Source organism: Maritimibacter sp. UBA3975 (assembly GCF_002384975.1).
Classification (GTDB): Bacteria; Pseudomonadota; Alphaproteobacteria; order Rhodobacterales; family Rhodobacteraceae; genus Maritimibacter.
In genome coordinates this window covers 341,026-362,958 of record NZ_DGCP01000002.1, presented here as the reverse complement: position 1 = coordinate 362,958, position 21,933 = coordinate 341,026, and the positions used below count along the sequence as shown (strand labels likewise).

General features: G+C 58.7%; 20 protein-coding genes. 9 read left to right on the top strand and 11 right to left on the bottom strand.

Annotation, left to right across the window (positions count from 1 at the left end; genetic code table 11):
• Positions 1-20: 20 nt before the first annotated feature.
• Together B2585_RS02020 and B2585_RS02015 are read right to left on the bottom strand one after the other, a co-directional pair.
• Positions 21-887: a ribokinase gene (locus B2585_RS02020; RefSeq protein WP_292019449.1), complete on the bottom strand. Its 867-nt coding sequence runs from the start codon at positions 885-887 to the stop codon at positions 21-23.
• Positions 887-3,145, bottom strand: coding sequence for an NADP-dependent malic enzyme (locus B2585_RS02015; RefSeq protein ID WP_292019447.1), 2,259 nt, complete (start codon positions 3,143-3,145; stop codon positions 887-889). The genes B2585_RS02020 and B2585_RS02015 overlap by 1 nt, the downstream gene beginning before the upstream one ends.
• Positions 3,146-3,379: 234 nt before the next feature.
• On the opposite strand from B2585_RS02015, the gene galE reads away from it, so the two are divergent.
• Both galE and mutS read left to right on the top strand, forming a co-directional pair.
• Entirely contained in the window at positions 3,380-4,387 is a 1,008-nt protein-coding gene (gene galE / locus B2585_RS02010) for a UDP-glucose 4-epimerase GalE (protein WP_292019444.1), read from the top strand.
• A gap of 92 nt (positions 4,388-4,479) precedes the next feature.
• Positions 4,480-7,104, top strand: a complete 2,625-nt coding sequence (gene mutS, locus B2585_RS02005) for a DNA mismatch repair protein MutS (RefSeq protein ID WP_292019859.1) — start codon at positions 4,480-4,482, stop codon at positions 7,102-7,104.
• Positions 7,105-7,108: 4 nt separating this feature from the next.
• Here mutS and B2585_RS02000 read toward each other — a convergent pair whose 3' ends face one another.
• Together B2585_RS02000 and hrcA are read right to left on the bottom strand one after the other, a co-directional pair.
• On the bottom strand, positions 7,109-7,726 hold the full coding sequence (locus tag B2585_RS02000; RefSeq protein ID WP_292019443.1) for a nucleotide exchange factor GrpE: 618 nt from the start codon (positions 7,724-7,726) through the stop codon (positions 7,109-7,111).
• Between the two features lie 11 nt (positions 7,727-7,737).
• Positions 7,738-8,802, bottom strand: a complete 1,065-nt coding sequence (hrcA, locus tag B2585_RS01995; protein WP_292019441.1) for a heat-inducible transcriptional repressor HrcA — start codon at positions 8,800-8,802, stop codon at positions 7,738-7,740.
• 84 nt (positions 8,803-8,886) lie between these two features.
• Here hrcA and rph point away from each other — a divergent pair, with 84 nt between their 5' ends.
• From rph to hemW, 3 genes are read left to right on the top strand one after another with little or no spacing between them, the layout of a single operon-like run.
• A complete protein-coding gene (rph, locus tag B2585_RS01990) occupies positions 8,887-9,600 on the top strand; it encodes a ribonuclease PH (protein WP_292019439.1) in 714 nt (237 codons plus the stop codon).
• A complete protein-coding gene (gene rdgB, locus B2585_RS01985) occupies positions 9,597-10,208 on the top strand; it encodes an RdgB/HAM1 family non-canonical purine NTP pyrophosphatase (RefSeq protein WP_292019437.1) in 612 nt (203 codons plus the stop codon). The genes rph and rdgB overlap by 4 nt, the downstream gene beginning before the upstream one ends.
• Positions 10,201-11,355 carry a radical SAM family heme chaperone HemW gene (gene hemW, locus B2585_RS01980; protein ID WP_292019435.1) on the top strand — a complete coding sequence of 385 codons (1,155 nt, stop codon included), beginning with the start codon at positions 10,201-10,203 and terminating at the stop codon, positions 11,353-11,355. The genes rdgB and hemW overlap by 8 nt, the downstream gene beginning before the upstream one ends.
• Here hemW and B2585_RS01975 read toward each other — a convergent pair.
• From B2585_RS01975 to rho, 6 genes are read right to left on the bottom strand one after another with little or no spacing between them, the layout of a single operon-like run.
• On the bottom strand, positions 11,352-12,251 hold the full coding sequence (locus B2585_RS01975) for a ParB/RepB/Spo0J family partition protein (RefSeq protein WP_292019433.1): 900 nt from the start codon (positions 12,249-12,251) through the stop codon (positions 11,352-11,354). The two genes, hemW and B2585_RS01975, sit on opposite strands and share 4 nt — an antisense overlap.
• 9 nt (positions 12,252-12,260) lie before the next feature.
• Positions 12,261-13,073 carry a ParA family protein gene (locus B2585_RS01970; RefSeq protein ID WP_292019432.1) on the bottom strand — a complete coding sequence of 271 codons (813 nt, stop codon included), beginning with the start codon at positions 13,071-13,073 and terminating at the stop codon, positions 12,261-12,263.
• Complete coding sequence (rsmG, locus tag B2585_RS01965; protein ID WP_292019430.1) at positions 13,027-13,647, bottom strand: 16S rRNA (guanine(527)-N(7))-methyltransferase RsmG; 621 nt, start codon at positions 13,645-13,647, stop codon at positions 13,027-13,029. The genes B2585_RS01970 and rsmG overlap by 47 nt, the downstream gene beginning before the upstream one ends.
• On the bottom strand, positions 13,644-15,512 hold the full coding sequence (gene mnmG, locus B2585_RS01960; RefSeq protein ID WP_292019428.1) for a tRNA uridine-5-carboxymethylaminomethyl(34) synthesis enzyme MnmG: 1,869 nt from the start codon (positions 15,510-15,512) through the stop codon (positions 13,644-13,646). The genes rsmG and mnmG overlap by 4 nt, the downstream gene beginning before the upstream one ends.
• 24 nt (positions 15,513-15,536) lie before the next feature.
• Complete coding sequence (mnmE, locus tag B2585_RS01955; RefSeq protein WP_292019426.1) at positions 15,537-16,808, bottom strand: tRNA uridine-5-carboxymethylaminomethyl(34) synthesis GTPase MnmE; 1,272 nt, start codon at positions 16,806-16,808, stop codon at positions 15,537-15,539.
• Between the two features lie 27 nt (positions 16,809-16,835).
• On the bottom strand, positions 16,836-18,104 hold the full coding sequence (rho, locus tag B2585_RS01950) for a transcription termination factor Rho (protein WP_292019425.1): 1,269 nt from the start codon (positions 18,102-18,104) through the stop codon (positions 16,836-16,838).
• Between the two features lie 534 nt (positions 18,105-18,638).
• On the opposite strand from rho, the gene B2585_RS01945 reads away from it, so the two are divergent.
• From B2585_RS01945 to dnaQ, 4 genes are read left to right on the top strand one after another with little or no spacing between them, the layout of a single operon-like run.
• Positions 18,639-19,238, top strand: coding sequence for a Maf family protein (locus B2585_RS01945; RefSeq protein ID WP_292019423.1), 600 nt, complete (start codon positions 18,639-18,641; stop codon positions 19,236-19,238).
• A complete protein-coding gene (locus B2585_RS01940; protein ID WP_292019421.1) occupies positions 19,235-20,068 on the top strand; it encodes a shikimate dehydrogenase in 834 nt (277 codons plus the stop codon). The genes B2585_RS01945 and B2585_RS01940 overlap by 4 nt, the downstream gene beginning before the upstream one ends.
• Entirely contained in the window at positions 20,065-20,658 is a 594-nt protein-coding gene (gene coaE, locus B2585_RS01935; protein WP_292019419.1) for a dephospho-CoA kinase, read from the top strand. Before B2585_RS01940 ends, coaE begins: the two co-directional genes overlap by 4 nt.
• Positions 20,651-21,343: a DNA polymerase III subunit epsilon gene (gene dnaQ, locus B2585_RS01930; RefSeq protein WP_292019417.1), complete on the top strand. Its 693-nt coding sequence runs from the start codon at positions 20,651-20,653 to the stop codon at positions 21,341-21,343. Before coaE ends, dnaQ begins: the two co-directional genes overlap by 8 nt.
• On the opposite strand, the gene B2585_RS01925 is transcribed toward dnaQ, so the two are convergent.
• Complete coding sequence (locus B2585_RS01925) at positions 21,340-21,933, bottom strand: Smr/MutS family protein (protein ID WP_292019415.1); 594 nt, start codon at positions 21,931-21,933, stop codon at positions 21,340-21,342. The genes dnaQ and B2585_RS01925 overlap by 4 nt on opposite strands.

The window sequence follows — 21,933 nt, the reverse complement described above, 5'->3', positions numbered from 1 at the left end:
AACATCACGGACGCGTGATTTCAGTCGCGAGAGAGGAGTGTGTCTGTCTCTGCGCGGGTCGGGATTGCTTGCGCCGTGCCGGGTCGGGTGACCTGGATCGCTGAAGCGGCTGCGCCAAGCCGGAGCGCATCCGGGATCGTGAACCCCTGATCGAGCCCGGCAATCACGGCCCCGATGAAGCAATCGCCGGCGCCAGTCGTATCGACAGGATGAACCGGGAACGCGGGTTGGAAAATGACCTCATCGCCGCGCCATGTGACGCCAGCTGATCCCCGTGTGACCAATATGTTCGGGACCGGAAGTTCCTCGATCATCATTTCAAGATGCTTGGAGAGCTGCTGCGCCTCCACTTCATTCATCACGATGAGATCTGCGAGGGGCAGCATCTCGGCGACTTTCTCGGGTTTGAACGGCGCGGCGGAATAGGTGACGAAACACCCCGCGTTCTTCGCGATACGCGCGGCTTCTGCTCCAAGCGTGACTTCGTTCTGGAGCATGAAGTGGTCACCTGACCTCGCTTCGGTCAGGGCCGCTTCGACCATTGATAGAGACTGTTCGTGGTTCGCACCCGGCAAAACGACGATCAGGTTTTCGCCTTCGACATCAACGTAGATGCAGGCGTTACCGGTCACAGAGCCGTCCGTCCCCACGAACCGAACATCAACGCCGTAGTCAGCGAGAAGATCACGACCAGCGCCGTCGGGACCGACCATGCCGATATGCACGACAGTGGACCCCATCCGGGCGGCGGCGACGGACTGGTTCGCGCCCTTTCCGCCGAGACCGAAATCATACCCTGTGGCGGCGAGCGTCTCACCTGGCACCGGCAGATGTGGCACCCTGTAGAAATGATCGACGTTGATCGATCCAAGGTTGAAGACCGTCATCAGCCGACTTTGCAGGCCGCAAGCACCGCCATGTTGAGAATGTCGTTCGCGGTGGAGGTCGTTGACGCGATCTGAATCGGTTTCGAAACCCCGGTCAGGATCGGGCCGATCACTGTCGCACCTGCAAGTTCCTGCATCATCTTGACCGAAATCGAGGCGGAGTGGCGCGCTGGCACGACAAGGATATTGGCCGGACCGGACAGACGACAGAACGGGTACTGGGCCAGGACGTCCGCGTTGAGCGCCACATCCACCGCCATTTCACCATCGTACTCGAAGTCCACGCCCCGTGCTTCGAGGATCGCGGGCGCCTCATGCATCTTTTCGGCGCGTTCGGACACGGGGTAGCCGAATGTCGAGAACGAGACGAACGCGACTCGCGGCTCCAGACCGAGGTCGCGTGCCACCGCTGCCGCCCCTTCCGCAATATTAGCGAGGTCTTCCGTTCCGGGCCATTCGTGGACGAGCGTATCAGCCACCAGAACAATCCGTCCCTTATGGAGAAGCGCAGTCACCCCCACCGCGCCGTCTTGAGGTTTCGCGTCGAAGACGTGGTTTATGAGCTCCATCACATGCGCCGACTTGCGGGTCGCGCCCGTGACCAAAGCATCCCCGTGTCCATGCGCCAGCATGAGGGACGCGAAAACGTGGCGGTCCCGTGCCGCCAGACGGTGAATATCCTTCCGATCATGTCCGGCACGTTGCAATCTCTCATAGAGGAACGCTTTGTAGGTTGCGAGGTGATGCGTGTTGGCCGCGTTCACGATCTCCAGCTCTGACACGGCATCGCCCAACCCTGCGGTCTCGAGTTTTTCTTTCACATCAGAATCGCGCCCCACCACGATTGCCTTGCCGAACCCGTTTCGCTGATAGGCCACGGCAGCACGCAGGACGTGCGGGTCATCGCCCTCTGCGAAGATCATCGTCGCCTGAGCGGCCCGTGCCCGGGCGTTCAGCGATCGCAGGATCGAAGCGGTCGGATCCATGCGCGCTTTCAGCTGCGCTTCGTAGCCGTGAAGGTCGATGATCGGCCGCCGGGCAACGCCGCTGTCCGCCCCCGCCTTCGCCACCGCCGGTGGGATCGTGTAGATCAGCCGGGGATCGAAGGGCGTCGGGATGATGTAGTCCCGCCCGAATGTCAGCTTTTTGCCATAGGCCATCGCGACCTCATCCGGCACGTCCTCACGCGCCAGTTTGGCGAGCGCTTCGGCACAGGCGATCTTCATCTCGTCGTTGATGGCGCGCGCATGAATGTCGAGCGCACCGCGGAAGAGATATGGGAAGCCCAGCACGTTGTTGACCTGATTGGGGTAATCCGAACGGCCGGTCGCCACGATCACATCCTCTCGGATCTCGTGAACTTCCTCGGGCGTCACCTCGGGATCAGGGTTCGCCATCGCAAAGATCACAGCATTTTCGGCCATCTTAGAGACCATTTCCTGGGTCACGGCACCCTTGACCGACACGCCAAGGAATACGTCCGCTCCGACCATCGCCTCCTCCAGCGTCCGAAGCTCAGTGTTGACCGCGTGAGCCGATTTCCACTGATTCATGCCGGTCTGGCGGCCTTGATAGATCACACCTTTTGTGTCGCAGACGATACAATTGTCGTGCTTGGCCCCCATCGCCTTGAGGAGTTCAATACAGGCTATTCCGGCAGCACCGGCACCGTTCAGGACGATCCGGCAATCTTCGATCTTCTTCCCTGAGAGGTGCAGCGCATTGATAAGCCCGGCAGCGCAGATGACAGCGGTCCCGTGCTGGTCATCGTGGAACACGGGGATGTCCATCAGCTCCTTGAGCTGCTGCTCAATGATGAAGCACTCCGGTGCCTTGATATCCTCGAGGTTGATGCCCCCGAAGGTCGGACCCATCAGCCGCACAGCATTGATGATTTCTTCCGGATCTTCGGTGTCGAGCTCGATGTCGATGGAATTCACATCCGCGAAGCGCTTGAACAGCACCGCCTTGCCTTCCATTACCGGCTTGGATGCCAGCGCTCCAAGATTGCCGAGGCCCAGAACCGCCGTCCCGTTAGAAACGACTGCAACGAGGTTACCCTTGTTCGTGTAGTCATACGCTGTCTCTGGGTTGGCAAAGATCGCTTCGCATGGCACCGCAACGCCTGGGGAATAGGCCAGCGACAGGTCGCGCTGTGTCGTCATTGGCACGGATGGAGCGATATCGAATTTGCCCGGTCTGGGTTCGATGTGAAACGCGAGCGCCTCTTCGCGTGTGATCTTGGGCTTCGTCGCCATTCTTCCGTGTCCTCCCATGCGTCCGCTGGTTCTGTAGCCGCGCCACCACGCGCGCTCAACCCGTTTCCCGTTCAGGAAATAATGCAATGCGGCAACCGTGCGACATTTTCGTAAATTCTGTAGCCGTGCAAGCGCAATTTTCATTCGCACCCTAAAGCAATCCAGGGTTGGGCTTTCACAGGTGAATTCCCGGCCCAACCGCTCTAGATTTGTATCGAATCAAAGGGATGGTTGATGGGACGGATACTTCTGACCGGCGGCGCAGGCTTCATCGGCTCGCATACTTATGTCGAACTCGTTGCAGCAGGCCACGAGGTCGTTATCGTCGATAATTTCTCCAACGCACGCCGCGATGTGATTGATCGTCTTGAGGTCATCACCGAAGCGCCCGTTCTTTTCCATGAGGGAGACGTACTGGACAAAAGGTTTCTGGAGGACGTGTTTCGACAGCATGACTTCGACGCAGTCATCCATTTCGCCGCGAAGAAGGCCGTCGGAGAAAGCGTCGAACAGCCTCTGTTATATTTTCAGACGAACTGCACGGGATTTGCGACGCTTCTTGGCGCTATGAAGGACGCACGCGTGTTCCGTATCGTCTTTTCCTCTACGGCTACTGTCTACGGCAACCCCGTATCCCTGCCCTGTGCGGAAGACCACCCAATCGCCCCTCTGTCGCCATATGCTCATTCCAAGGTCACATGCGAAACCCTTCTGCGCCAGTTAAAGGAATCCGACGACCGATGGGCCTATGGGATCCTACGCTACTTCAACCCCGCCGGCGCTCATGACTCCGCGCTGATCGGTGAGGATCCGAACGACATTCCAAACAACTTGATGCCCTACATTGCCAAGGTCGCGACAGGCGAACTGCCCCACCTCAACGTGTTCGGCAACGATTACGACACGCCAGACGGAACAGGTATCAGGGATTACATTCATGTCGTCGACCTTGCGCGCGGCCATGTCCAGTCGGTGAACAAGCTGATCGATGAAGATGACAGTCATGTCCTCAATCTCGGAACCGGAACCGGTTACTCCGTCATGGATATGCTGCGTAGTTATGAGAAGGCCTGCGGCAAGGAGCTTCCATACAAGATTGCGCCGCGCCGCGCAGGTGATATCGATTGTTTCTTTGCAGACCCGGCATTGGCGCGTGACTATCTTGGTTTCGAGGCGCAGCGCGGGCTCGATGAAATGTGCCGTTCGTCCTGGAACTGGGTGTCGCGCCTGCGCAATCGCTAGGGGTTTCACCCCAACGCCGGCCCCTATAGATTCGATCAAAACCTGTTGGTCGGGGGACCTGCGTGTATACTGGCAATGCTGCTGTAACGCCCATGATGGCGCAGTTTCTGGAGATCAAATCCGGCTATCCGGACGCGCTCCTGTTCTATCGCATGGGCGATTTCTACGAACTGTTCTTCGATGATGCGGCAGCCGCGGCCGAAGCGCTGGACATCGCGCTCACCAAGCGCGGCAAGCATCTGGGTGAGGACATCCCCATGTGCGGGGTGCCCGTGCATTCGGCCGAGGGCTATCTTCTAACCCTGATCCGCAAAGGCTTCCGCGTCGCGGTTTGCGAGCAGCAGGAAGACCCTGCCGAGGCGAAGAAACGCGGGTCCAAGTCCGTCGTGAAACGCGGCGTCGTCCGGCTTGTCACGCCAGGTACGCTTACCGAGGATTCCCTGCTCGACGCACGGCGGCACAATTTCCTCGCTGCATACGCGGAGGTGCGGGACGAAGGCGCACTCGCCTGGGTCGATATTTCGACCGGCGCACTCCGGGTCATGTCCTGCCCTCGCAGCCGTCTGGGACCGGAGCTTGCACGGATCGCCCCGCGCGAAGTCGTGCTGAGTGAATCTCTCGAGGCTGAATTGGCTGAATTGGTGTCTGATATTGGTGCATCCGCGACTCCGATCGGGCGGTCGGCATTCGACAGCACCGGCGCACAAAAGCGACTATGCAGTCTGTTCAATGTGACCACGCTGGACGCCTTCGGGACTTTCGCCCGCGCTGATATCTGCGCCATGGGCGCGATCGTCGAATACCTCGACATTACTCAAAAGGGCAAACTCCCGCTCCTGCGGACGCCGGTCCTGGAGAACGCTCGTGCGACGATGCAGATCGACATGGCGACTCGTCGAAACCTTGAACTCACCCATTCCCTGTCGGGCGGTCGGGAGGGCTCATTGCTTTCGACTATCGACCGAACGGTGACGGCAGGAGGAGGGCGGCTGTTGGAGCGGCGGATTTCTTCGCCATCTCGGACCCTCGCCACTATTACTGATCGGCTCCGCTCTGTGCAGTTTCAGGTGGGTGAGAGCCTTTTTCGGTCGGATTTGCGCGATGACTTACGGAAGGTGCCAGATGTTGATCGGTCTCTGTCCCGCCTGGCCCTTGATCGTGGCGGACCAAGAGACCTTACGGCGATCCGCGATGGCTTGAGCGCCGCGATAAAAATTGCCAATGCGGTCTCTGCTGTTGAAGCGCCCGACTTGCTCGCAACTGCGGGTACGGCATTGAGGGGTCATGATGCCCTCATAGACCTTCTGGACCGAGCGCTCGTGGCCGACCCGCCGCTTCTCGCGCGCGACGGGGGTTTCATCGCCCCCGGCTATGACGAGGAACTGGACGAAGCACGCACGCTTCGAGATGAAGGGCGAAGCGTCATTGCTTCCCTGCAAGCGGAATATGCCAAATTGGCGGGGATCGGATCGCTGAAGATCAAGCACAACAACGTGCTTGGCTATTTCATCGAGACGACTGCGACACATGCAGAGAAAATGCTGTCGGCCCCGCTCTCCGAGACATTCATACACCGTCAGACCACTGCCAACGCGGTTCGGTTCACGACGGTTGATTTGTCGGAGCTTGAGACACGGATTCACAACGCCGGCAGCAGGGCCCTTGAAATAGAAAAGCGCCTCTTCGAGAGCCTGAAGCACGAAATCCTCTCTAACGCGGGACCGCTAGGGGACGCCGCTCGGGCGCTTTCTGAACTCGATGTCGCGGCTGCGTTCGCCGAGCTCGCCGCCACTGAAGACTGGTGCCTGCCTTCCGTCGAGGATTCACGAGCTTTCGAGGTTGTCGGGGGTCGTCATCCGGTGGTCGAACGGGCATTGCGCGCACAGGGCGGTGAACCTTTCATTGCAAACGATTGCGCGCTCGCCGATGGGTCAGACGGCGCGGATGTCTGGCTGATCACCGGGCCCAACATGGCAGGCAAGTCAACTTTCCTGCGGCAAAACGCATTGATCGCGCTGTTGGCTCAGGCTGGCAGCTTTGTGCCTGCGTCCTCGGCGCGTATTGGGATTGTCAGTCAGCTGTTCTCCCGCGTCGGGGCCGCAGATGACCTCGCCCGCGGGCGCTCCACCTTCATGGTCGAAATGGTCGAGACCGCTGCGATCCTTAACCAGGCCGATGAGCGGGCGTTGGTCATTCTGGACGAAATCGGACGTGGGACCGCGACCTACGATGGGTTGTCCATCGCCTGGGCGACGCTCGAACACCTGCACGACGTGAACCAGAGCCGCGCGCTCTTTGCCACGCATTACCACGAGTTGACTCAGCTAGCGGGGAAGCTGGCTGGCGTGGACAACGCGACCATCGCTGTGAAGGAATGGGAGGGCGACGTGATTTTCCTGCATGAGGTGATCCGCGGCGCTGCGGACCGGTCCTATGGCGTGCAGGTTGCGAAGCTCGCGGGGCTTCCGGCACCTGTCGTGGAACGTGCGCGGGTCGTGCTGGACGCATTGGAAAAGGGCGAACGCGAGAGCGGTGCTGCCCAGAAGGCTCTGATCGACGACCTGCCGCTGTTCTCCGCTGTCGCCGCGCAGCCTGCACCTTCACCCGCGAGCGCGTCACCGCTCAAGGAAAAACTCGCCGGGGTTCATCCCGACGAGTTGAGCCCACGCGAAGCGTTGGACTTGATCTACCAGTTGAAAGACCTGGCTCGAGACTAGGCACTTAGCCAGGGTTGGATGACACGCCAACCTGCGCCGCGCGCAGCAAGCGGTCATGGAGCATGAAGCCCTCTGCCATCACCTGAATGATCTCACCCTTCTTGGTGCCGGGAACCGGGGCCTCGAACATTGCTTCGTGCTCGATGGGATCGAATTTATCGCCGACTTCGGGTGCCAGGATCCGGATGCCGTGTTTCGAGAAGATGTTGAGCAGCTCACGCATGGTAAGCTCCAGCCCCTCGGTCAGGCCCGAGGCCTGCTCTCGCAGTTGATCGTCGATGGCTTCCATCGCGCGCTTCATGTTGTCGTAGACAGGCAGCATGTCACGGGCGAGCTTGGAACCGCCGTAGTTCTCCGCCTCTCGCCGGTCGCGCTCAGACCGTTTGCGGGAATTCTCGGCATCGGCGAGAGCCCGCATGAACTTGTCCTTGAGCTGGTCACGTTCGATGCGCAGCGCTTCGACTTCGTTCACCTCGCTCGCGTCCGGTTCCGGCGCGAGAGACGGTTCTTCCGCTGCCGCTTCGGGCTCTTCCGGGAGATCGGTCTTGCCCTGATCCGCCATGATTTCCTCGATCGCAGCCTCAATGTCTTCGATCGGTTCTTTCTTCTTCGGGTCGGCCATTCTTTTCCTCTTTACCCCCGGTCGGAGATCAGCTTCCCGACCAGTTGCGCAGTGTAATCAACGATCGGCACGATCCGCCCGTAGTTGAGCCGCGTGGGTCCGATGACCCCAACCGCGCCGACGATCTTTCGGTCAGCGTTCATATATGGAGAAACGACCAGAGAGGAACCGGAAAGTGAGAAAAGTTTGTTCTCTGAGCCAATAAAAATGCGCACACCTTCGGCATCTTCAGCCAATTCAAGGAACTCGGCGATATCCTGTTTCCGCTCAAGATCGTCGAAAAGGCTCTTGATACGGTGCAATTCAGCCTCATCAGCCGGGTCGGTGATAAGATTCGCGCGTCCTTGCACGATGAGCCGGTCGGTGCCGCCGCCGTCTTTGTTCCAGACCGCCAGCCCACTCTCGACGAGCTGACCTGCAAGCACATCGATCTCCTGCCGACGCTTGTCTACTTCCCGGAGGATTACCGCACGCAGTTCGGACAGAGTGCGGCCTTCGGCGAGGGCATTGAGAAAGTTGGCTGCTTCGCGCATCGAACTTGGCGTGTGGCCCATGGGCGGGGTGAACAGTCGGTTCTCGACCTGTCCGTCCGCGAAAACCAGCACGGTCAAGGCTCGGTCAGGACCGAGACTCACGAAATCGATGTGTTTGATCGGCGCCTCGGATTTCGGCGTCATCACGAGGCTCGCGCCAGAGGTGATGCCTGATAGCGCCTTGCCCACGGAACTCATCAGCGCAGGAACATCCGTGGGGCCTTGGCCCAAGGTGTCCTCAATCTTCTCGCGGTCAGCGTCCGTCAACTCACCCACTTGCAGGAACCCATCGACGAACATTCGCAAACCCAGCTCGGTTGGCACCCGGCCCGCCGAGATATGCGGAGAGTCCAGTAGACCCATGTATTCGAGGTCCTGCATCACGTTGCGGATCGTCGCCGCCGACACCTTTTCCGTCAGAGTCCGGGTGAGTGTGCGCGATCCAACCGGATCCCCGGTCTCCAGATACGCTTCGACCAACCGTCGAAACACTTCACGGGATCGGTCGTTCAGCAGATCGGTTTGTGGCGACCCGTCGGTCATGGTTTTCTCCAAAGGGCGCATCCTCTTGCTTTTTCACCGGAGGCGTGAGACCCACGCCAGCGTCGATATGAGGAAGGACACGCCATGCGCCCATCTGGCAGGAATGTAGATGAACTGCGGTCGATTTCAATTGAAACAGGGGTAACGAAGCATGCTGAGGGGTCCTGCCTCATCAAGGTCGGTGACACGCAAGTGATGTGTACCGCCTCGCTTGAAGAGCGGGTGCCGCCCTGGATGCGCAATACCGGGATGGGATGGGTCACAGCCGAGTACGGAATGTTGCCCCGTTCCACCACGTCGCGGATGCGGCGCGAGGCCGCCGCGGGCAAGCAGGGTGGACGAACTGTTGAAATTCAAAGGCTTATAGGTCGCTCCCTCCGTGCTGGCGTTGATCGTCAGGCATTGGGCGAACGGCAGATCACCGTCGATTGCGACGTGATCCAGGCTGACGGTGGAACACGCTGCGCTTCCATCACCGGTGGCTGGGTCGCCCTGAAACTCGCGGTGAACAAGCTGATCAAGACCGGTGACATCCTGTCGGACCCCCTGATCGATCCGGTCGCGGCCGTGTCCTGTGGTATTTATGCCGGGCAGGCTGTGCTGGATTTGGATTATCCCGAAGATAGTGAAGCGGGTGTCGACGGAAATTTCGTAATGACTGGCACCGGCCGTTTGATCGAGGTTCAGATGTCCGCCGAGGGATCGACATTTTCGCGGGGGCAGATGGACGACCTCATGGGCCTCGCCGAAAAGGGGGTATCTGAACTGGTTGCCGCCCAAAAGGCCGCGACCGCATGACACGGCGGTTCACCGGGGACACGCTGGTCATCGCCACGCACAACAAAGGTAAGCTCCGCGAAATCGCGGATCTCCTCTTGCCCTTCGGTGTGACCTGCAAATCCGCCGGTGATTTTAATCTCGAAGAACCGGACGAGACCGAGGACACCTTCGCAGGCAACGCGCGGATAAAGGCGCATTTTGCCGCGAAGGCGACCGGGCTCCCTGCCCTTTCTGATGACAGCGGAATCATGGTCGATGCACTCGACGGTGCGCCCGGCGTTTACACGGCTGACTGGGCCGAGACGCCGAATGGTCGAGACTTCCCGATGGCCATGAAAAAAACGTGGGATTTACTGGACGAGCGTAGCGCGCCAGAACCGCGTACGGCATCGTTCAACTGCACCCTTTGTCTGGCTTGGCCTGATGGGCATGACGAAATTTTTGACGGTCAAGTGCCCGGCCGCCTGACCTGGCCTATGCGGGGTGATCAGGGTTTCGGATATGATCCGATCTTTATTCCCGTCGGGTTCGATATGACTTTTGGCGAAATGGACCCGTTCCAGAAACACGCAATGAGCCATAGGGCCGTTGCCTTCACCAAGTTGGTCGAGGGCTGCTTTGGTTGAAGACTGGCGCGCAGGCGGGTTCGGTCTTTATGTCCATTGGCCGTTCTGTGCCGCCAAATGTCCCTACTGCGACTTCAACAGCCATGTGCGCAGCGGCGTGGACATGCAGGCATGGCAACAGGCGTTCGTTTCCGAAATCCGGCGCATCGGGACGGAAACACCGGGCCGGGTACTTAACTCCATCTACTTCGGTGGCGGCACGCCGTCATTGATGAACCCGGAAATCGTGGCAGCCGTCATTGATACCGCGAGTGCGGTGTGGTCGCCCGCCAACGACATTGAGATCACGCTTGAAGCGAACCCGAGTTCCGTCGAGGCGGGGCGGTTCTCAGGGTATCGGGATGCCGGGGTGAACCGCGTTTCGATGGGGTTTCAGGCCCTCAACGATGGTGATCTGCGCGCGCTGGGGCGACTGCATGACGTGTCAGACGCTTTGGCAGCGCTTAACGTAGCGCGCACAGAGTTCGACCGGATCAGTTTCGATCTGATTTACGCGCGCCAGTCTCAAGGCCTTGCGGACTGGGACGCAGAATTGAAACGCGCCCTGTCTTTCGATCCAGACCATTTATCACTGTATCAACTCACGATCGAACCAGGCACAGCTTTTGGTGACCGCTTAGACCGTGGAAGTCTTCGTGGCCTACCTGACGAAGACTTAGCCGCTGACATGTATTATAGGACACAGGAACTCTGCGGGGCAGCCGGACTTCCGGCTTATGAGGTCTCTAACCATGCCAAACCCGGGCAGGAATCCCGTCACAATCTGATTTACTGGTCTGCCGGAGATTATGCCGGCGTTGGTCCTGGCGCCCATGGCCGCATCACGACTGACGGACGCTACGCGACAACAACTGCATTGGCACCAGAGGAATGGCTCGAGATGGCCATAGCTGGCAACGGCGAGCTGCGGCGTGAGCCGGTCGCGTCCAGAGATCAGGCTGGCGAGTATCTGATGATGGGTCTCCGCACGACCCAGGGCCTGGACTTGGTCCGGTATGGTGCGATGGCGGGTGCTGATTTGGACGCGGGCAAAGTGGCCGACTTGGAGGCCGCAGGTTTCTTGCAACAGGATAGCGACCGGCTCGTGGCCACTCAGGCCGGTCGTGCCGTTCTCAATGCCATCATTTCGGACCTGCTGCCGGATTAGGTGTCACCACCGAGCATGCGGCAAAGGTCATCAAACTCATCCAGCGTGGCATAACGGATCGTGACGCTTCCCTTGTCGTCGCCTGCCTTGTGGTCGATCAGAACTTTCATACCCGAAGCGGCGGACAACGACTTCTCTAATGCCAGGGTGTCCGCGTCCTTCTCGGCCTTTTGCGAAGCGCGGGGTGTCGATGTCTCTGGTTTCGCCGCCTTGGCCTGTTTTTCGATCTCCCGGACCGAAAGTCCCTGAGAAACAGCCTTCTTCGCGAGCCCGAGAGGATCATCAGCTGTAAGGATTGCGCGCGCAGCCCCTGCGGAGAGCTTGCCTTCCCGCAAATACTCCAGAATCTCCTCCGGAAGGCCGAGCAGACGCATCATGTTCGCGATGTGTGACCTGGATTTTCCAAGAGCTTCGGCAAGCTTCTCCTGAGTGTGGCCGAATTTCTCCATCAAGTCTTTGTACCCGGCCGCCTCCTCGACGGCGTTCAGGTCCGCGCGCTGGATGTTCTCGATGATGGCAACTTCGAGCGACTCGGTGTCGTCGTATTCACGGACGATCGCGGGGACTTCATGCAAGCGCGCCACCTGAGCCGCGCGCCACCGGCGTTCCCCGGCGACAATCTGGAACATATCGACCTTGCCAGGATGCGGGCGGACGATCAGCGGTTGGATGATACCCTTTTCTTTGATCGAGTTCGCGAGATCCTCCAACCGTTCCTTCGAGAACTGCCGGCGGGGCTGATCAGGATTGGCTTCCACGCGATCTATCGGAATCAACATGTCGGGCTTTCTGGTCCCAGATACCTCACCATCTTGTGTTGCCGTCTCCGGCTGCACGTCGGCCATTAGGGCCGACAATCCACGGCCGAGACCCCTGTTTTGCTTTTTAGTCGCCATTTCTGCCTCCTACCCGGCTTTCTTTACCAGCTCTTGAGCCAGGGCCACATAGGCCTGGCTGCCTTTTGAATGCGGATCGTATGTGATGACCGGCATCGCGAATGACGGAGCCTCGCTAACGCGCACGTTCCGCGGCACGACCGTCTTGAAGACGAGCTCACCAAGCGTTTCACGAGCATCGGCCTCGACCTGCTGCGCCAAGTTGTTTCGCAAGTCGTGCATGGTAAGGACCACGCCTTCGATCCGGAGCATCGGGTTTGCGGCTTCACGAACCTCTCGAATTGTCAGCATCAACTGGCTGAGACCTTCGAGCGCAAAAAACTCGGACTGGAGTGGTATCAGAACCGAATGGGCTGCAACCAAGGCGTTGACCGTGAGAAGGTTCAGCGAGGGAGGGCAGTCGATCAGAACATAATCATAAACATTGCCGGTTGGCGGACGAAGGGCGTCATGCAGCAAATGCGACCGCTTTTCGTTCGCCACCAACTCAATGTCCGCTGAGGACAGGTCCGTCGTGGCCGGGGCAATCCAAAGCTTCTCTACATCCGTCTCGACCACGACATCTGCGAGGGGGATTTCTTCGAGCAACAAGTCGTAGGTGGTCAGCTTGCGATCCGTGGCTTCGATCCCCAGTCCCGTTGATGCATTGCCCTGCGGGTCAAGGTCCACGATTAGAACCTCAAATCCGGCCGCAGATAGGGCAGCGGCGAGGTTGATTGCCGTGGTTGTCTTTCCAACACCGCCCTTCTGGTTCGTCACCGCGATAATCTTTGTGTCAGGCACGGTGAATGTCTCCGATCTTGAGAATGACGGCGTTGTCATGTGTCAGGCTGGGGTATGTATCCGCCTGAAACGTCCATGTTTCAAGCGCTTCTTGGATCTCAGGGGCTGAACTGGAGCCTTTCGGAAAAAGTGCGATTCCGTCTGACGACAGGTGTCGTCTGGCGAAACCGAGCAGGGTTTTCAGGGGTGCCAGGGCTCGCGCAGACACGATGTCGGCACCTTGAGGTTCAAGGATTTCAATACGACGGCTGAGGATTGTAGCCGATGCTCCCGTTTCCCGTGTTACGGTCCGTAGGAACGCGGATTTTCGCTGATCGCTCTCCACACAGGTCACATTCAATTTGGGGCGCTTTTCGCTCGCCAAGATTGCTACAATCAGACCCGGGAACCCGCCCCCAGTGCCGAGATCGAGCCAACTGGTCGCCTTTTCAGGCGCAAGCGATAGCAATTGCGCAGAATCCAGAAAGTGTCGGCTCCATAGTTCCGGAAGAGTTTGTTTGGAAACCAGGTTTATTTTGGGATTCCACCGCTCAAGCAGAGCGGCGTATGTCGTCAGTTTGTCGAGTGTTTCACGTGAAACATTCGAGGTCTCAGCGAACTGCTCGGGCGTCATGCGCTCCGAGCCCGATTCTTCTGCCGAAGCTTTGCGAGAATTAGCGTCAAGGCTGCTGGCGTCATTCCCTCGATACGCCCGGCTTGCCCAAGCGTTTCTGGTCGCACTGAAGAAAGCTTAGCCTTCAGTTCCCCCGTCAGTCCGTCAAGGTCACCATATTCAAAATCACCGGGTATCGCGTGGCCTTCATCCCGTCGCATCGCCTCGACTTCACGCTTCTGCCGCTCAATATAGCGATCGTACAGCGCGTCTTTCGAAACTTGAGCACGGACCTCGTAATCCACTTGCTCCAGCGAAGGCTCAAGCTTGAGCACTGCGTCAAAATTCACGTCAGGCAACGATAACAGGTCAAACCCGCTCCGGCGTGTGCCGTCCTCCCGCACACGCCCCCCCACCGAGTTCACTTGCTGAGGGGTATATGTCTTCGACTTCAACGTAGATTTTGCGGCATTCAGGCGATCCATCTTGTTCTGAAACGCGAATCTACGCTCATCTGAGATCGCATCAAGACCGATTGCCAATGGCGTAAGGCGTTGGTCCGCGTTGTCCGCGCGCAAGGCAAGTCGGAATTCAGCTCTAGAGGTAAACATACGATAAGGTTCGGTCACCCCTCGCGTCACCAGATCGTCAATCATGACGCCGATATAGGATTCCGAGCGTGAAAACACGCAAGGCGCGCCCTCCAAGGCGGCCAAGCCTGCATTGAATCCGGCGACGATTCCCTGCGCGGCCGCTTCCTCATACCCGGTCGTCCCGTTGATTTGGCCAGCGAGAAAGAGGCCGGGCACGTCACGGAGCTCAAGCGTGGTACGCAGTGCTCGCGGATCAACGTAATCGTATTCTATCGCGTAACCGGGCTGAGTGATTTCGGCCGCTTCCAGGCCGGCAATCGAACGAACATAAGCCTCTTGAACGTCGACGGGCAAAGAGGTGGAGATGCCGTTGGGATAGACGGTATCAACATCAAGGCCTTCGGGTTCCAGAAAGATCTGATGTGACGTCTTCTCGGCAAAACGCACAACCTTATCTTCAATCGACGGGCAATACCTTGGACCAACACCATCGATCATACCTCCATACATCGCAGAACGATCCAAGTTGGCGCGAATGATGTCGTGGGTCGCCTCATTCGTATGCGTTATTCCGCAAGAGACTTGCCGCACTTCGGGCTTACGGCTAAGGAAGGAGAACATTTCCGGTTGGTCGTCGCCGGGCTGTGTGCCGAGGATATCCCAGCTTATGGTCCTGCCATTCAGACGCGGTGGCGTGCCGGTCTTGAGGCGACCTAGCGGTAGGCCGAAACTGTCAATCTGCTCGGCCAGGCGCACGGACGGACGATCGCCCATCCGTCCCCCGACCCGCTTTTTATCTCCGATATGGATGACGCCACGTAGAAATGTACCAGTGGTCAACACAACCGATGACGCGACAAGCCGAGCTCCATCCTCCAATACGACTCCGGTTACCCGGTCACCGTCCAAAAGAAGTTCCGTAACTTCTCCCTCAACTAGATGAAGTCCGCGCTGTTCTTTCACCAATCGAGCGATCGCCGCACGGTACAACGTGCGGTCAGCTTGAGCCCTGGGGCCCTGGACTGCAGGTCCCTTCGACCGGTTCAGTAACCGGAATTGAATGCCTGCGTAATCCGCCGCACGCCCCATAAGGCCATCCAGCGCATCAATTTCACGCACAAGGTGCCCTTTTCCCAAGCCACCAATTGCAGGATTGCATGACATCACCCCAAGGTCGCTCTTCCGTAGGGTGATAAGGGCGGTCCGAGCCCCTAGGCGAGCGCTAGCTGCTGCGGCGTCCACCCCTGCATGTCCACCACCCACAACAATGACGTCAAAATCAGAATGTTTCACGTGAAACACTCCCTCTGTGAATTCTCATTTACCGAGGCAGAAACTGGAGAATATTTCGTCCAGTACCATCTCAACATCCACCCGTCCTACGAGCGAGTCGAGCGACCTTATCGCCGACCAAAGCTCTTCTGCCGCAAGTTCGGAGCGTCCCATCCCGGCATCTATCTCGATTCGCGCAGTTTCCAAAGTCCGCAAAGCGGACTCGATCGCAATACGGTGGCGCTGCCGGATCGCCGTTCCCGCTCCTGCCGCACGGTTCTCCAAGATGTCCGAGATCTGGGAAACAAGGCCGTCGATTCCAAGCCCGGTCTTCCCCGATACGCCACCCCCTGTAAGATCGCCCTTTCCCCTCACGACAATATCATCACCGACGGGTTCAAAATCCAGAGGCTCTTCGGACAGAAGAAAGACCCGGAGATCAGCTTCCGCCGCCCGAACCCTCGCGCGTTCGATCCCCAAACGCTCAACCAAATCTTCCGAACTCCGGATACCTGCTGTATCCAAGATCGTGACAGGAAGTCCGCCCACATCCATCCGAACCTCGATCACGTCCCGCGTCGTCCCCGCAATATCGGACGTGATCGCCGCTTCCCGTCCCGCGAGGGCATTAAGGAGGGTGGATTTGCCTGCATTCGGCGCACCCACAATGGCCACCTCGAAGCCATCACGAATACGCTCTGAAATGATGGCACCCTTGGACTCCGCCACCAGGCCCTGAGACGTCCGGTCAATCAGCTGAAGGACCTCCGGGGCTACGTTTTCCGGAACCTCCTCATCCGCAAAATCAATCGTGGCTTCAAGGAGCGCCGCGGCGCGTATCAAATCGCTGCGCCAAACTTCGGCTTTTTCTCCAAGAGCACCAGACAGCACACGCAGAGCTTGCCGTCTCTGCGCCTCAGTTTCACTGTCGATGAGATCCGCAAGCCCCTCGACCTGAGCCAGGTCGAGTCGTTCGTTCTCCAGAGCGCGCCGCGTGAACTCTCCCGCTTCGGCAAGCCGCAATGCGGGTATCCGCTCAAGCTCACTTAAGACTGCGCTGACCACAGCGGTCGAACCGTGAAGGTGGAACTCGACAACGTCTTCACCGGTGAAGCTGTGACCCGCCTCAAAGGTCAGAACAAGCGCTTCATCCAAGTCACCGTTGGTACCGCGCAACACACGCACGCCCGAGCGTCGGGGCTCCGGCAATTGACCAGCTAGCGAGCGCCCGGCAGAGAATGCATCCGGACCGGAAACCCGGATCACGGCTACGCCAGCCTTCCCCCGCGCAGAAGCGAGTGCAAAGATCGTATCCATGTGTAACCTGTTGTTTTAAAACAGGGATCAGGCGTTCATCGAGTCGAAGAAGTCGTCGTTGCTCTTCGTCTGCTTGAGCTTCGAGATCAGGAACTCTATCGCATCCGTGGTCCCCATCGGGTTCAGAATACGACGCAGCACATAGGTCTTCTGCAAGTCCTTTGCATCCACCAAGAGCTCTTCTTTCCGCGTACCGGACTTGAGGATATCCATGGCCGGGAAGATCCGCTTATCCGAGACCTTCCGATCCAGAACCAGTTCCGAGTTACCGGTGCCTTTGAATTCCTCAAAGATCACCTCGTCCATCCGGCTGCCCGTATCGATCAGGGCCGTCGCGATGATCGTCAGAGACCCGCCCTCTTCGATGTTCCGCGCGGCACCGAAGAACCGTTTGGGACGCTGGAGCGCGTTCGCATCCACACCACCAGTCAAGACCTTCCCGGAAGACGGGACGGTCGTGTTAAATGCCCGCCCGAGACGCGTGATGGAGTCGAGCAAAATGACAACGTCACGCTTATGCTCCACAAGGCGCTTCGCCTTCTCGATAACCATTTCCGACACCGCAACGTGGCGCGAGGCCGGCTCATCGAAGGTCGAGGCAACGACCTCCCCCTTCACGGAGCGTTTCATGTCCGTGACTTCTTCGGGCCGCTCATCGATCAGAAGAACGATCAGATAAACCTCGGGGTGATTGACCGAAATCGAATGCGCGATGTTCTGCATGAGCACGGTTTTGCCGGTCCGCGGAGGCGCCACGATCAGTGATCGCTGGCCTTTGCCGATTGGTGCGACCAGGTCGATAATGCGGGCCGAGCGATCCTTGATCGTCGGATCCTCGATCTCCATCTTCAGCCGCTCATCCGGGTGCAGCGGCGTCAGGTTGTCGAACGCCACCTTGTGCCGCGCGGTCTCGGGATCTGTGAAGTTGATCTTCTCGACCAACGTGATCGCAAAATAATTCTCGTTCTCACCGGGCGCGGAAATGACGCCTTCAACGGTGTCCCCCGTCCGGAGCGAGTGCTTCCGGATCATGTCGGGCGACATATAGATGTCATCGGGACCCGGCAGATAGTTTGCCTCTGGCGAGCGCAGAAAACCGAAGCCATCCTGAAGCACCTCGAGCACGCCGTCGCCAGCGATCTCCCACCCGTCTTCGGCCCGCGCTTGCAGGATCTGGAACATCATCTCCCCTTTGCGCATGGTCGAGGCGTTCTCAATCTCCAGTTCCTCAGCCAGAGAAAGAAGATCCTTGGGGCTCTGCGCCTTCAGGTCGGACAGGTTCAATCGTTGTGTCATTGGGAGTCACCAATCTGACGGCGCAGGGCGCGGTCGGGTCTCGGGAATGGAAAAACGAAAAGCCGGACGGCCCTCGCGTGAGCCGGATATAGGCAACGAGCCATGCCAAGTCAATCTTGCCCTTCTTTGCAGGTCCCTTGGCTGCCGTCATCTCTGACCATCCTTAAATAAAGAAAGATAGATTAAGAGTTGATGAAGGATGTAGGGCCTGTGGGTAATGGGGATTACCCGCTTATCCGCAAACTCGCCCGCAATCACGCTCTGGATTGGATAAGTTCGTTCAGACCATGGAAATAGAATTATTTTCTATTTATTTTCAAGAAGTTAATGAAAATTTGCCATGTGCATAATCTCGGGGATTGTCTGTTCTTACGGCATTTCATGCCCAAGCCGTACAAAACTGATTTCGGGTGTGGAGCGGTGTCCGAACAGAATGTCGGAAACCCGCCGATACCAGTGAAAGCCAGAATTGCACACACTGGCTCACAATCGCATAAGGAAGAACAAACAGAGATTTTCCACAGGGTTCCCAACATGGCCACGCCGCTGATCCTCGCCTCCGGCTCCGAAACTCGGGCCCAGTTGCTTGCCAATGCCCGCATCGATTTCGAAGTTCTTCCGGCTCGCGTCGACGAATCGGCTTTGCGCGCTGGTCTGGATGCGGAGAAAGCCTCGCCGCGTGATGTGTCGGATGTCTTGGCAGAGTACAAAGCGCGCAAGGTCGGTGGGAAACGACCGGAAGCGCTTGTCCTTGGATGTGATCAGATCGCTGCGCTGAAGGGTGAAATAATGACCAAGCCCGAAACGCCGGAAGCAGCCTGTAACCAGCTCGCGAAGTTATCCGGTCAGACGCACCATCTGATGTCGGCCGCGGTCATCTATCACGAAAATGAGCCGATCTGGCGCCATGTGGGAGTGGTCCGGATGACAATGCGCGACCTGTCCACGTCCTATATCGACTCCTATGTGGACCGAAACTGGGAGAGCGTCCGACATTCGGTTGGCGCCTACAAACTCGAGGAGGAAGGGGTCCGGCTTTTCACACAAATTAATGGCTCGTATTTCAATGTTCTCGGCTTGCCGCTGACCGAGCTGATATCCTATCTCATCATCAGGGGAGATCTGGAGTCATGACAGATGCGCCAATGCCGATCGCGGCCGTGATGCTCGCCCCTGGCGAGGTGAGTCGACTGCCCGCGTTGTTCGACCATTGGCTCTGGGCGACGCAGCTTCCGGGGCGGTATCTACCCCTGACAGTAGAAGAGCAGAACATCGGAGAAATAATTTCCGCACTGCCGAAGGCCGGCTTTGTCGGTCTGCATGTGTCGCAGAGCTTCCAGAAGATCGTGCTGGACCATGCTGACATCATCACGGACCGGGCCGCTCTCATGTCAGGGGCGAATACGCTGATTTTCCGTCGAGATGGCAAGATACACGCAGACAACACTGACGGGTACGGATTCATCGAAAACATCCGGCAGACCATGCCGCACTGGAATCCGCGTGTTGCTCCCGCAGCCATTTATGGGGCGGGTCGCACGGCACGCGTGGTCATATCAGCGTTGATTGAAGTGGGTGTGACGGAGATCCGTCTGACCTCGCGCACGCGGCCCAAGGCTGAGCAGCTGCGAAGCGAGTTCGGCACACGGATCGAAGTGGTGGACTGGCTCAAGGCTGGCAATATGGCCGAGGGTGCAGCGACCGTGGTCAACGCAACCCCTTTGGGGAGCGCCGGTCATTCGGAGTTTCGCGTTCCACTGGACGGTTTAACGCCCGGAGCCGTGGCTTGTGACCTCACTGTCGATCCGCCACAGACCCGATTTCTCCAACAGGCTGCTGCCTACGGGTGCCATGTCGCGGATGGCGTGGGGATGCTCATCTGTCAGGCGACGCCGAGCTTCGAGCGCTGGTTTGGTCACCGACCACCGAACGACGAGGCGGCACGGATTGCGGCGGCGTCATGACCTACGTCATCGGCCTCACCGGCTCCATAGGAATGGGGAAAAGCACGACCGCGAAGATGTTCGCAGAGGCAGGCGTGCCGGTCTGGGATGCCGATGCCTCTGTTCATCGGCTTTATGCCCCCGGCGGCGCAGCGGTCGAACCGATAAGAGCGGTCCGGCCTGAAGCCATCGTCGATGGCGCCGTCAGCCGCGATGTTCTGAAGGACTGGATAGCAAAGGATCCGGAGGCGTTGGGCAAGATCGAGGCCATCGTTCACCCGCTTGTCGGTCAGGATCGACAGAAATTCCTTAGTGACGCGGATGCCGAGATTGTTCTGTTTGACATACCGCTCCTGTTCGAAACCGGCGGAAACATGGCAATGGACGCGGTCATCGTAGTGTCGGTGCCAGACGACGTGCAGCGCGAAAGAGTCCTCGCCCGTGGCACAATGTCTGAAGCCGCGTTTGAGGCCATCAAGGCAAAACAGATGCCAGACGCTGAAAAACGCGCGCGGGCGGATTTTGTGATCGAAACCCTTACCCTTGAAGGCGCGCGCGCGCAGGTTCACTCTGTCCTCGAGCGGATACGAAAGGACATCGGCAATGCGTGAAGTGGTGCTTGATACTGAAACGACCGGGTTTGACCCAAAAACCGGTGACCGTATGGTCGAGATCGGGGCAGTCGAACTGTTCAACCACATGCCAACGGGCCGCACCTACCACCAATACATCAACCCGGAACGCGACGTGCCCGAAGGCGCGTTTCAGGTTCACGGGTTATCGCAGGAATTCCTGCGGGATTACCCGGTCTTCAAGGATGTGGCGGATGCGTTTCTCGACTTCATCGGCGATGCAAAACTCGTGATTCACAATGCGTCGTTCGATGTGCCGTTTCTGAATGCCGAACTCGGTTGGTGCAACCGGCCGCGCATTCCGATGGAACAGGCTGTCGACACACTCCTGATCGCACGCAAGAAATACCCGGGCGCTGGCAACTCACTCGACGCATTGTGCCGGAGGTTTGGGATCGACAATTCCCACCGGACACTGCACGGCGCCCTTCTCGACTCCGAGATCTTGGCGGAGGTGTATCTGGAGTTAATCGGCGGCAGGCAACCGGGCCTCGTTCTTGGCGCGCTCGAATCTTCGACCAACGACGCGGATCCGCAAGAAACCTGGCGCCCGCGTCCGCGACCCGAACCGCTGCCGTCCCGGCTTACTCCGGAAGAACAGGCCGCGCATGCGGCCTTTGTCGAAGCACTTGGGGACAAGGCCCTCTGGTCCAACTCAGTTTAGCGCCCTCGGCGCAAGTAGACGTAATAGGCCCCAAGCCCGCCGTGCTTGTGATGGGCTTCGGTAAGCTGAAGAACATGCGTGCGCAGCGGAGGTGACTGGAGCCAATGCGGCACCTGATGTCGCAACACACCGTGCCGCTCCGGGATTGGACCCGGATGATCACGCACCTTCCCTTTGCCAGTGATCACAAGCACCAGTCTCCGCCCTTGCGACGCCGACTCCAGAATGAAACGAAGAAGTGCTGGATGTGCCTGCGCCATCGTCATCCCGTGCAGGTCGATGCGGGCTTCGGGCTTCATCTTGCCGCGTTTCAACTGCTGGAATCGCTTCCTGTCCATCTCGACAGGCCGTCCAGACACACTGTCGCGGATGGGGGCTGCCACGTCGTGTGGCGGGAGCGATGTCTTGGCTTTGTCACCCACGCGAAATTCGTCGAATTTCAACGGTTTCGGCGCGGGTTTCGGCTCCGGCACCAAAGCGTCTTTTGCACCTTGCGCCGGTTTGTCACGCCGCATCGGCTGCGTGCGCCGGGCAACCTCGTCCCACAGCGCTCGTTCTTCGGCGCTCAGATGCCTTGGCCGCCGCGCCAC

What these genes read in the sequence shown, in the direction of transcription:
- B2585_RS02020 (WP_292019449.1), bottom strand. Translation starts at nt 887, where the DNA reads ATGACGGTCTTCAACCTTGGATCGATCAACGTCGATCATTTCTACAGG.
- B2585_RS02015 (WP_292019447.1), bottom strand. Translation starts at nt 3,145, where the DNA reads ATGGCGACGAAGCCCAAGATCACACGCGAAGAGGCGCTCGCGTTTCAC.
- galE (WP_292019444.1), top strand. Translation starts at nt 3,380, where the DNA reads ATGGGACGGATACTTCTGACCGGCGGCGCAGGCTTCATCGGCTCGCAT.
- mutS (WP_292019859.1), top strand. Translation starts at nt 4,480, where the DNA reads ATGATGGCGCAGTTTCTGGAGATCAAATCCGGCTATCCGGACGCGCTC.
- B2585_RS02000 (WP_292019443.1), bottom strand. Translation starts at nt 7,726, where the DNA reads ATGGCCGACCCGAAGAAGAAAGAACCGATCGAAGACATTGAGGCTGCG.
- hrcA (WP_292019441.1), bottom strand. Translation starts at nt 8,802, where the DNA reads ATGACCGACGGGTCGCCACAAACCGATCTGCTGAACGACCGATCCCGT.
- rph (WP_292019439.1), top strand. Translation starts at nt 8,887, where the DNA reads ATGCGCCCATCTGGCAGGAATGTAGATGAACTGCGGTCGATTTCAATT.
- rdgB (WP_292019437.1), top strand. Translation starts at nt 9,597, where the DNA reads ATGACACGGCGGTTCACCGGGGACACGCTGGTCATCGCCACGCACAAC.
- B2585_RS01975 (WP_292019433.1), bottom strand. Translation starts at nt 12,251, where the DNA reads ATGGCGACTAAAAAGCAAAACAGGGGTCTCGGCCGTGGATTGTCGGCC.
- B2585_RS01970 (WP_292019432.1), bottom strand. Translation starts at nt 13,073, where the DNA reads ATGACAACGCCGTCATTCTCAAGATCGGAGACATTCACCGTGCCTGAC.
- rsmG (WP_292019430.1), bottom strand. Translation starts at nt 13,647, where the DNA reads ATGACGCCCGAGCAGTTCGCTGAGACCTCGAATGTTTCACGTGAAACA.
- mnmE (WP_292019426.1), bottom strand. Translation starts at nt 16,808, where the DNA reads ATGGATACGATCTTTGCACTCGCTTCTGCGCGGGGGAAGGCTGGCGTA.
- rho (WP_292019425.1), bottom strand. Translation starts at nt 18,104, where the DNA reads ATGACACAACGATTGAACCTGTCCGACCTGAAGGCGCAGAGCCCCAAG.
- B2585_RS01945 (WP_292019423.1), top strand. Translation starts at nt 18,639, where the DNA reads ATGGCCACGCCGCTGATCCTCGCCTCCGGCTCCGAAACTCGGGCCCAG.
- B2585_RS01940 (WP_292019421.1), top strand. Translation starts at nt 19,235, where the DNA reads ATGACAGATGCGCCAATGCCGATCGCGGCCGTGATGCTCGCCCCTGGC.
- coaE (WP_292019419.1), top strand. Translation starts at nt 20,065, where the DNA reads ATGACCTACGTCATCGGCCTCACCGGCTCCATAGGAATGGGGAAAAGC.
- dnaQ (WP_292019417.1), top strand. Translation starts at nt 20,651, where the DNA reads ATGCGTGAAGTGGTGCTTGATACTGAAACGACCGGGTTTGACCCAAAA.